The organism is Algoriella sp., from assembly GCF_036647415.1.
GTDB lineage: Bacteria > Bacteroidota > Bacteroidia > Flavobacteriales > Weeksellaceae > Empedobacter.
The window spans coordinates 43,064-52,255 of sequence record NZ_JAVXKG010000025.1 but is presented as its reverse complement, the minus strand read 5'-3'; the positions used below and the strand labels follow the sequence as shown (position 1 = coordinate 52,255).

Annotated in this window: 15 protein-coding genes; 10 read left to right on the top strand and 5 right to left on the bottom strand. The window is 28.2% G+C overall.

The genetic code is table 11. The features are described 5' to 3' along the window. Window positions 1-194: 194 nt before the first annotated feature. The 4 genes from RSC72_RS11155 to RSC72_RS11140 all read right to left on the bottom strand — a co-directional run bounded on the left by RSC72_RS11155 (window position 195) and on the right by RSC72_RS11140 (window position 2,522). Window positions 195-644 (bottom strand): hypothetical protein, encoded by a 450-nt coding sequence (locus RSC72_RS11155; protein ID WP_332578507.1) that lies wholly within the window; start codon window positions 642-644, stop codon window positions 195-197. A 90-nt stretch (window positions 645-734) separates the two neighbouring features. Continuing rightward, window positions 735-1,184, bottom strand: a complete 450-nt coding sequence (locus RSC72_RS11150) for a hypothetical protein (protein WP_332578506.1) — start codon at window positions 1,182-1,184, stop codon at window positions 735-737. 6 nt (window positions 1,185-1,190) lie between these two features. Next, window positions 1,191-1,811, bottom strand: a complete 621-nt coding sequence (locus RSC72_RS11145; RefSeq protein WP_332578505.1) for a hypothetical protein — start codon at window positions 1,809-1,811, stop codon at window positions 1,191-1,193. A gap of 60 nt (window positions 1,812-1,871) precedes the next feature. Then, window positions 1,872-2,522 carry a S24 family peptidase gene (locus RSC72_RS11140; RefSeq protein ID WP_332578504.1) on the bottom strand — a complete coding sequence of 217 codons (651 nt, stop codon included), beginning with the start codon at window positions 2,520-2,522 and terminating at the stop codon, window positions 1,872-1,874. A gap of 103 nt (window positions 2,523-2,625) precedes the next feature. Between RSC72_RS11140 and RSC72_RS11135 the strand changes: the two genes are divergently transcribed. The 3 genes from RSC72_RS11135 to RSC72_RS11125 all read left to right on the top strand — a co-directional run bounded on the left by RSC72_RS11135 (window position 2,626) and on the right by RSC72_RS11125 (window position 4,236). Beyond that, a complete protein-coding gene (locus RSC72_RS11135) occupies window positions 2,626-2,940 on the top strand; it encodes a hypothetical protein (RefSeq protein WP_332578503.1) in 315 nt (104 codons plus the stop codon). A gap of 26 nt (window positions 2,941-2,966) precedes the next feature. Beyond that, the gene (locus RSC72_RS11130) at window positions 2,967-3,188 is read left to right on the top strand and encodes a helix-turn-helix transcriptional regulator (protein ID WP_332578502.1); all 222 of its coding nucleotides are present in this window, start codon (window positions 2,967-2,969) and stop codon (window positions 3,186-3,188) included. 742 nt (window positions 3,189-3,930) lie between these two features. Next, window positions 3,931-4,236, top strand: a complete 306-nt coding sequence (locus tag RSC72_RS11125; RefSeq protein ID WP_332578501.1) for a hypothetical protein — start codon at window positions 3,931-3,933, stop codon at window positions 4,234-4,236. 20 nt (window positions 4,237-4,256) lie between these two features. Here the strand turns inward: RSC72_RS11125 and RSC72_RS11120 are convergent, their stop codons facing one another. Next, complete coding sequence (locus tag RSC72_RS11120) at window positions 4,257-4,484, bottom strand: hypothetical protein (RefSeq protein WP_332578500.1); 228 nt, start codon at window positions 4,482-4,484, stop codon at window positions 4,257-4,259. Window positions 4,485-4,583: 99 nt separating this feature from the next. On the opposite strand from RSC72_RS11120, the gene RSC72_RS11115 reads away from it, so the two are divergent. The 7 genes from RSC72_RS11115 (at window position 4,584) to RSC72_RS11085 (ending at window position 9,175) form a co-directional block, all read left to right on the top strand. Beyond that, complete coding sequence (locus RSC72_RS11115) at window positions 4,584-4,751, top strand: hypothetical protein (protein WP_332565941.1); 168 nt, start codon at window positions 4,584-4,586, stop codon at window positions 4,749-4,751. Beyond that, on the top strand, window positions 4,733-5,521 hold the full coding sequence (locus RSC72_RS11110; RefSeq protein ID WP_332565942.1) for an SPFH domain-containing protein: 789 nt from the start codon (window positions 4,733-4,735) through the stop codon (window positions 5,519-5,521). Before RSC72_RS11115 ends, RSC72_RS11110 begins: the two co-directional genes overlap by 19 nt. Before the next feature lie 108 nt (window positions 5,522-5,629). Beyond that, window positions 5,630-5,899 (top strand): hypothetical protein, encoded by a 270-nt coding sequence (locus RSC72_RS11105; RefSeq protein ID WP_332578499.1) that lies wholly within the window; start codon window positions 5,630-5,632, stop codon window positions 5,897-5,899. A 19-nt stretch (window positions 5,900-5,918) separates the two neighbouring features. Further along, the gene (locus tag RSC72_RS11100) at window positions 5,919-6,251 is read left to right on the top strand and encodes a hypothetical protein (RefSeq protein ID WP_332565944.1); all 333 of its coding nucleotides are present in this window, start codon (window positions 5,919-5,921) and stop codon (window positions 6,249-6,251) included. Between the two features lie 92 nt (window positions 6,252-6,343). Next, window positions 6,344-6,715 (top strand): hypothetical protein, encoded by a 372-nt coding sequence (locus RSC72_RS11095; RefSeq protein ID WP_332565945.1) that lies wholly within the window; start codon window positions 6,344-6,346, stop codon window positions 6,713-6,715. Then, window positions 6,712-7,146, top strand: coding sequence for a hypothetical protein (locus RSC72_RS11090; RefSeq protein WP_332565946.1), 435 nt, complete (start codon window positions 6,712-6,714; stop codon window positions 7,144-7,146). Before RSC72_RS11095 ends, RSC72_RS11090 begins: the two co-directional genes overlap by 4 nt. Window positions 7,147-7,165: 19 nt before the next feature. Continuing rightward, window positions 7,166-9,175, top strand: coding sequence for an ATP-binding protein (locus RSC72_RS11085; protein ID WP_332565947.1), 2,010 nt, complete (start codon window positions 7,166-7,168; stop codon window positions 9,173-9,175). Window positions 9,176-9,192: the final 17 nt, after the last annotated feature.

The window sequence follows — 9,192 nt, the reverse complement described above, 5'->3', positions numbered from 1 at the left end:
AACAAAACCAACAATCTATTTTAGATTTTAATTATTTTAACAAAAAAGGAAACATAAACGCACCAGGGGGCGCAAAAAAAAAATAGCGAACAAAAAACGTTCGCTATTTTGGTGGTATAATAAAGAAATCATTTCTGAATTCTTGTTGTACAAATTTAAACTATATTTTTTGATAATAAAAAATTAAGGAAAAATTATTGTTTAGTGATTTTTAATTTTTGCTTCACGTCACCTACTTGAAGTTCAACTTCTTTTCTGTTGTTAGGCTCGTTGTTTAATATTTTAATAATCGCTAATCCCTTTGTCTTGTTTTTGTCTTCATAAAGATAAACATTAGGCTTGTCATCCTTATACCATCCTTTTTGATTAGATGTTATACTTCCTGTTCCAACAAAAGAATTATCTTGATTAAAAGTAAAATAGTTTTCATCAATATTTTCATTAAATGGAGGTTTTGTAATATCTACGTAGACACCTGATTTATCAAGATAAAAATGTGTAATTCTCCATTTACCAATAAGCTCTTTTTTTAATTCAGAGTCTTTCTCTATATTCTCAATACTCGAATCATCATCAGATGAACAAGAAGACAAAGTTGTTAATGATAAAGCGAAAATAGACGCTAATAATAAAATTCTTTTCATTTTGTTTAATTTTTACCAAAGTTAAATATTTTTTTATGTATGTTTTTACGTGAAACCGTAATTAAGAGTAAATGTCGTTGATTTGAATTCTTATTTAATATCAGTTTTTATTTTAAGCTTCAGTTTATCACGCTTTTCTTTGTATTTTGTTTCTTTTGGGAATTTCTTTATTGCTAATACTGAAATTTCAAGCGCCTTATTAAATTCTTTATTTTTAGTATACAAAATGATTAACCTATTATATGAATGCCGTGCAGGATAACCGAGTTTTATATTTTCTAAATAGGTCTCAATTGCTAAATCAATATTGTTATTTTTTTCATAACCAATACCTAAATTATTTAATCTAGCAGTTTCTTTTAACAAATTGTCTTTTACAATATACTTTTCAGTTTTTTCTTTGATTTTATTATATACTGTAATTTCAATTTCGAGTTTACCTTTATTTAGTAGTTGACCAAAAAGGCGAGGAGGTATATTTGGATTTATTACACCTGGATAATTAAAGTGTAAACTTTCGATAGTTACTAATATTTTCATAATATATTAAAAATCGTCCATTCTTTTTGATGTGTAATAATCAACATATTGAGTATTTAAGAATGTATTTTCATAAGTTAATATCAAATTCAATCTTTCATCTAGTGAAATAGAAATATAATCATCCTCATGATTACTATTTGAGTTAGTAAAATTCCAAAATGTTTTAATGTCAATTTCTTTAATCTGCAAACCTAAAGTTAACTGACCATCACCTTTGTGAAAAGGATAGTTGTAAGTTTCGTAGTGTTTATCAGATGTATAGTACTTATTATCTATGTTTGTTTTAATAGAATAGTATTTATCTAATAATTGAAACTCACTTGTAATAACGTTAAAATAAACAGAAGCTTTACAAAATTTATCTTCATAAAAATAAAAGATAATAAAATCAACTTCAAGCCCTCCAAAAGTGATATTATTAAATGCAATCGTTGATTCTGTTTGTTCGCCAAACAATACAGCTCCTTTTTTAGTCATTTCTTCATTCGTAAACTCTTTGCTAGAACCAAATGGAATGTTTAAAAATGATGTTAACTCTATTTCATTAGTTTTATTTACGACCTCTTGTATTTTATTATTATTTACCTCAGATGTTTTTGGTTTTAAAAAGTCAAATATTCCCATATAATTATTTTTTTTACAATTTATTTATAATAGTTATTTTATTTTTACGGGAAAACGTAATTACATTTCAATTTTTCCAATATAACGCACTTGTAGTATATTTCTAACGCTACTAATGGGCATATCAATTGAATCGTATTCAGGATTTTCACTCTCTAAAAGTATAAAACCTTCTTTTTCATGTTTTCTTAAATACTTAACCATTCTTTGTTCATCTGTAACAATCATATACTTCATTCCGTAATTAAAAAAACTCCAATCTGTAATAAACTTATAAGCGACTCTATCGCCATTTGTTATAACAGGACTCATAGAATGTCCATAAGTAGGAAAAGCGATATCTGCATCTACTGATTTAGGTATATCAAACCAATCATCAGGTTCTTTATCTTTTAAAAGCCCGCCGTCTAAAAATACAATATCTCCAGCAGAAACATTGATATCATAAAAAGGTATTGATTTAAATAAGTCATTTTTAAATAAAGCTGTTTTAGAGTCTTTTTTCTCTAAATTCTCTATTTTGTCTGAATACAATAATTTTTCTAAATCCAAGTCAGGATATTTTTCTCTAATTATTTCCAAATATTCTTTTCCTATACCCTTTGAAATACTATTTACATATCCATTTGAAGCATTTATGCTATTTTCAAACGCTTTTATTGTCAATCCTTTAGATTTTATATAATCTTTTAGTCTTTCTTTTACACTCATAATCAGGTGTTTAAAAATTCATTAGAGAAAAAATGTAAAAAAATCTCTAATTAATAGATTTAATTAGAGAAAAATCTCTATATTTGTAAAACAATTTACTCTTGTGTACAAAACTACACAGAGTACAAGAAGTAAAAGTAATAAAAATATACCAAAATCAGATATGCCCAAGGTTATGAAAGAAAAACAGAATACAAAATTGTTCAAAAGCTTTAAGAATGGACGTGTTCAATTAAAAAAGGAATCTTTTAAGCCTTTTAAAGATGAGGTAATGATGTTTCTTTCTACGAATAGTGATAGTACATATTTCTCTATTCAGAATGGTTCAAGACCAATGAGTTTATCTGAAATGAGGACTATCGAAAGAATTTTCAAAAAGCATGGTGTGACACAAAATATTTGGAGTGATCCAACATAACTAAAACTAATACCCTAAATACCCTAATGGAAAACTTAACGAATCAAGAAATTAAAGTCGCAAGCTTATTTGCGCAAGGTTTAAACTATAAAGAAGTATCTCAGATAACCTTTACAGAACGAACGACAATCAGTAAGCAAGTTCAGTCTATATACGATAAAACCCAAATTAAGAGAAGTTTAACTTCTTTAATGATGTGGTTTTCTAAATCTCCTTATGCTGGTTTAGAAAACAATTGTTTAGGCTAATAAATCGAGTACTAGTCTACGGACTTGAAAATATAATACGAAGTGTTCTTTAATAATTAAATGATAGATAATAGATCAAGTAAATAGTTCCTCTGGCGGGGTAATCCTAAGGACTTCTTTTGGCGCGCAAAAACGTTCCTCTGGCGGTCACGGTTTCAAAACCAACTTATATCCTTCTCTTGGCGCTTAAGATTACTGAATTTAAATCATCATTTGGAATATAAAAGAAACTCGAACAAAATACGAGTAGTTCATTGACATCACTGGGATAAAATATAAATCATTGCTAACAAAATCAAGTTAGGTGAGTCTGCGAGCTGAAATTGTACGAGTACTAAAGAATCAGCTAAGAGCGAGGGGATAACCTTTGAAGCATCCGAATTTATATAATTTATCAAACCGCGATAAGGCGCGGATTTAATACCTGTTAAACATCTTACTCTTATTTGGAAGTTAAGCAAGTTCGAAACTTGGTAAGATGGCTAAAACAAATCAAATAGCTTATGAGAAAAGAGCCGTTTTACGATCGTTGGATAGATTTAATAACAAAAACCATTGTTATTTCATCTATGACTATATTAACTTTAGTCATGATAATGTTGTTAATCAATGTATTTTACAACTTTTATAAATTTCTATTCACAAATTTTAATCTAACTATCTGGTAAGTTGCTTTAAGTTTTTTATAATCCTTTAGCATAACAAACTATTCATTAGTTAGATAATAAATAACCTTATAACTATGAAAAAATTAATTAGAAGAATTAATAGATTTTTATTTCTTGATAATTCAAGATTTTTAAGTCAATTAAAAGTATTTGAATCATTAAATAAAAGTGATGGTTTAACCAAATCTGAAAAAAAAGCGATGAATTGGTATTTCAAAAAAATGCTACTTAAAGATATAAGCAAGTTCGGTCGAATAGACGAAGTGATTAAAATCTTGGAAAAAGAAGAAAAGGAAAGTAAAGAGGTTTCTAAAAAAATACTAAAGGAAAGGATTGATATTTTAGAAAAAAGAAAAACCTCCGAAGAGGTTAAAAATTAGAAATTTAATCTACTTATTATTTAATCTGTAGTTTCTGTCGAATCACTTTCAGTTATTTCATTCTTAAAAACAGTTCCTAAGTGAGCTTTTATTTGGGTTGATGTTCTTTGGTCATAAAGTAACACCCAGTGATAAGAGTCAAATTCTTTTTCCATTAAAATTGACATTTCGCCTTTATCATTCATAAAAGCGCTTATAATAAACTCTACACCATTATAATAAACAGCGTCGTTTAATTGATAATTCATAACGTATATATTTTATTGTTGGAAATACAAATATATACAAATTCCTGATTGGCAAGCATCAACGTTCGAGCCGTTGACAGGAACTAAAATAAATCTAAAATGGAAACAAAATCAATTATCAAATATTCTTCTATTGTAATTGGAGTATTTATTTACTTATGGATGATAGGAGAATCTTTTGCACACATAAGTGTCTTTTTGGCTTATGGTTTAATGCTAATCGGAATTTTAATATTAATTATAAACAGATGGGTAAAAAAATCCTAGTAATCGTAGGCTTGTTAAGTCTATTTATTTCTTCATGTTCAAGAGTCGAACCTAATTATGTAGGTGTAGTAATGGAGAATTATGGTAAAAATGGCAAATCAGATTTTACTACAGAAAAAGGTCGTGTTTGGCTTATGTCACCAGGAAAAGAATTGTTTCAAGTTCCTCTTTTTGAACAACGAGGAAATTTCGAGAAGTCTTTAACACTTAAAGCAGCAGATAATACTGAGTTCAAAGCAAGTCCTGTTTACTCTTTTAGAGTTGTTGAATCAAAATCTGTCGATGTTGTTTTTAATAATAAGCAATTGAAAGATGGTGATTTCATGACTTCTTTAGCTGATAATGTTTTAGAACCAAGAATGTATGATTTAGCTAAAGAAGAATCTCGAAAATACACTACTGAACAACTGATGTCAAACGGAGGTTCTTTGAAATTTGAAAAAGACTTGGAAGCTATTATGGTCAAAGAATTCGAAAAAAGAGGTTTAGAATTAATATCCTTTTCTGCTCAATTAGATTTCTCCGATAAAGTAAAAGGAAAGATTGACGCGCGTAATGAAGTGAATACAAATCTTTCGGTTTTAGATCAAAAAATTCAAGAACAAAAGAAAACAAACGAGTTAGAACAATTGATAACTGAACAAGCGTTGATTCGTTCAAAAGGTTTAACTCAAGAAATTTTACAAGAAAAAGCAATTCAAAAATGGAACGGAGTGCTTCCGCAGACTTTTTCTGGTAACAACTTACCATTTGTAAAAACTATTAAATAGTAATACAAATTGGACTTTCTCAATAGCTCAGTGATTAGAGCGGTCATATTTCTTTGATGCGTCATCGGTTCGAATCCGATTTGAGAAACTAATCAAAATTAAATCCAAATGAATAGGCTTGAAATCATTCAACTTATTGAAAGTGGGGTTAAACCTTATTTTCAGATTAATGAAGCTGTAGATTTTTTTGTGATAAATGTAAAAACATTGAAATCAAAAGCTATAGAAAATTCTCTTTTTGAACATCCTTCAAAGTTTAAAAAGACAAAAAACAAAAGACCTATGCTTAGAGCAAAAGATACTTTAAAAGTGATGCAAGAACTAGGTTATCCTAAAATACAAAAACCAAAAAAAGCTCCAGCAGCAACTGAAGCTTAATATCAAAATTTTTAATAATATGAACAAGTTATTTTCACATTATGTAACAAAGTTACAAAGATTTTTTCAACGAAAAAAAGTAGTTGAAAAAACAATTGAACCAAAAGAGACTAATATCCTGGTTGGAATGATAAAGGTTACTCCAAATAACAAACTTATTGTTTTCGATTTCAGAATACAAGAAGGTCAAAAATTATCATTGAGTCATCACTTAAAAAGGTATCACGAATGTGCTGATTCTCTTTTAAAAGAACAATATCTGATTGATATGTATAACGATGGCTTTATTGATGAAGCGATTAGTTTGTATGAAAATAAAAATGGTTTAATCATATTCGATTATAAATCATGAATGAACAAAAATTAATGCAGGATCTAAATACATTTATTTGTCTTGCAGCGCTTATAATAGTTGGTTTTTTCGTAATTAAAATTGTGTTTTAAATGAAACGAAAAATATACATTCCACAACTTGCAGAAATCGAATTTGATTTTATGCAAATGAAACCAGAATCATTTAGAATTATTGATGGAGAAATGAAGTTAACTTTTGAGTTAAAATGTAATGATCCAAAATACAAAGGTCATAATCTAACGTTAGGAATCAACTTTAATTTCCATGAAAACGCTATTGATGAACGATTTCCAAACTATCGTTACACGGAATTAGAATCGCTTTATAGTATTGAATTATTTGATTTCAACATCGAATATCAGTTCAGTGATTTTGTAAATTCTAAAATACTTCAAATTGCAAAGGCTGTTATGCCCAGACAATATACTGAAATGCAAACTATCAAAACTTATTCGTTATGAATGAAATGATTTACGTTTACGACCAAAATAATAAACTTGTTTTTGAAACTGAAAACAAAGCTGAATTAAAAAGAAGATTTGACATTTCTTATAAATCTTTAATGATTCGATTAGAAAAGAAATCTCCATTCAAAGAACATTATTTCGCTCTTGTTGCTGATTTTATAATTCCATTGCAACCACTTCCAAAACCTAAAAATAAAGTAGGAGTAGGACGGCCAAATACAAAACCGAATCTTAAAAAGCAGGAAGAAAAAGAAAAACACAAGGAAAATACTTTCTTAACTTATTCTGAAAGTAAAGAGCAGAAGTCTATTGCGCAAAAAGTCTTAGAAAAAGCAAAACTTCAAAATAAACCTATTCGTAGATTAAGTGTTAAAGATTCTGTTAGAAATTCTTTACGTAGAGAATTAAAACTTTCACATATCTAACAAATACCCAAAGAATTACATGAAAAATATTGTACTAAAATCGCTGGAGTTGAAGAACTTCAAAAGCTTTCGTCTTGCCAAATTTGACGATTTTAACGAAAAAGAGAACTTCATTTATGGTAAAAATGGAGCTGGAAAATCAACTTTATTTGATGCTTTTTTATGGCTTCTTTTTGGAAAAGATGCTAATGATCGCAAAGATTACGAAATAAAACCTCTTGATGAAAATAATCAAGCTCAAAAACAAGTTGATGTTGAAGTTCACGCAACTTTATTGATCAATAACGAAGAAGTTACTTTATCGCGTATTTACAAAGAAAAGTGGCAGAAAGTTAAAGGAGCAGAAGAAAAGACTTTCAAAGGACATGAAACTGAATTAATCTTTAATCAAGTTCCAGTATCACTAAAAGAATTTAGCTCAAAGATAGCTGAGATTTCAGAAGAAAGTTTATTCAAATTAATTACAAGCCCGAGTTCTTTTGAATCTTTAGACTGGAAGAAAAAACGTGAAGTTTTAGTTTCAATTGCTGGTGAAGTTTCGGACGAGGAATTATTTAATTCTGATGCTGATTTTAAAGAGTTATCATTGAAGCTAACTAATAAGACTTTAGATGAGTATGATACTCAACTTAAAGCATCGATTAAAAAATCTAAACAAGAAAAAGAAGATACTCCAGCTAGAATAGATGAGCTTAAAAATTCAAAAATTGATGATGTTGATTTTGCTAAAATTGATTCGGACATCCAGGAGAAAGAAACAAAAGTTTCTGATATAGATTCAGAGCTTGAAAATGCTTCTAAATCAGTTCAAAAAATTGTTGATGCAAATACAAAAATTCAACAAGAAATTCAACAACTTAATTCTCAAAAATCAGAGATTGAAATTGGTTTGAGAAATCAAGCTAAGAAAGATTGTTTTGTTGATAATTCAAGTATTGAAGCTTTGAAATCGAAGTTAAGATTAAAGAAAAGTGAACGCGACGATTATGCGAATAATCGCTCAAATATTAATTCTGCTATTCTTGATTATCAAAAGCAAATTGAGATTTTACAAACTAAAAAGCAAAATTTAGTTGATTCTTATAATAATGAGAATTCTAAGCAATTAATTTTTAAAGAAGATGATTTTAATTGTCCTTGCTGTTCAAGACCTTTCGAAGTAAAAGATATTGATTCAAAGAAACAGGAGTTAATTTCAAAATTCAATACCGACAAAACCTCTTTGTTAAATACTATTATTAACGATGGAAACCAAGTTAAAAAGCAGCTTGAAGTTGTAAATAATACTCTTAATTCTTATCAAACAAAACTTGATGAACAAAAAGGATTTATAGACCAATTAACGAATGAAATTGTTTCAATCGAAAATCAAATCCAAACTGAAACCTCAAATCTTCAAACTCCTAAAAACGAAGAAGAGGTTTATCAATCGTTAATTAATAATGATGCTCAATTATCAAAATTGAAGATTGAAATTGCAACTCTTCAATCTGGTATTAAGGAAATTAAACAAGCTGATAATTCCGAATTAAAAGAGCAAAAACAAATAATTCAATCGGAAATTAAAAAGTTGATTGAACTTAAAGGTAAGAAGTCAGTTAATGAGAATATTGACAATCGTATCAAAGAATTAGCAAGTAGAGAAAAAGAACTTTCTCAGATTATTGCAAGTCTTGAAAAAGAGCAATTTGTTATTGAACGTTTCAAAAAAGTAAAAACTGAAAGCCTTGAAAAATCAGTAAATGAAAAGTTCGAATACGTCACTTTTAAATTATTCGAAGAACAAGTAAATGGAGGTTTAAATCCAACATGTATTACTTTGGTTAACGGAGTTCCTTTTGGTTCAGCAAATACAGCAGGAAGAATCAATGCAGGATTAGACATCATTAACACTCTTTGTAAAGTGAATGAAATTTCAGCACCTGTTTTTTTGGACAATCGAGAATCTGTAACCAAATTAATTCCTACTGAAAGTCAAATCATTAGTTTGATTGTAGATCCGAAACAAGAAACTTTAAAATTTAATTAACCCCTTAAAAATAACAT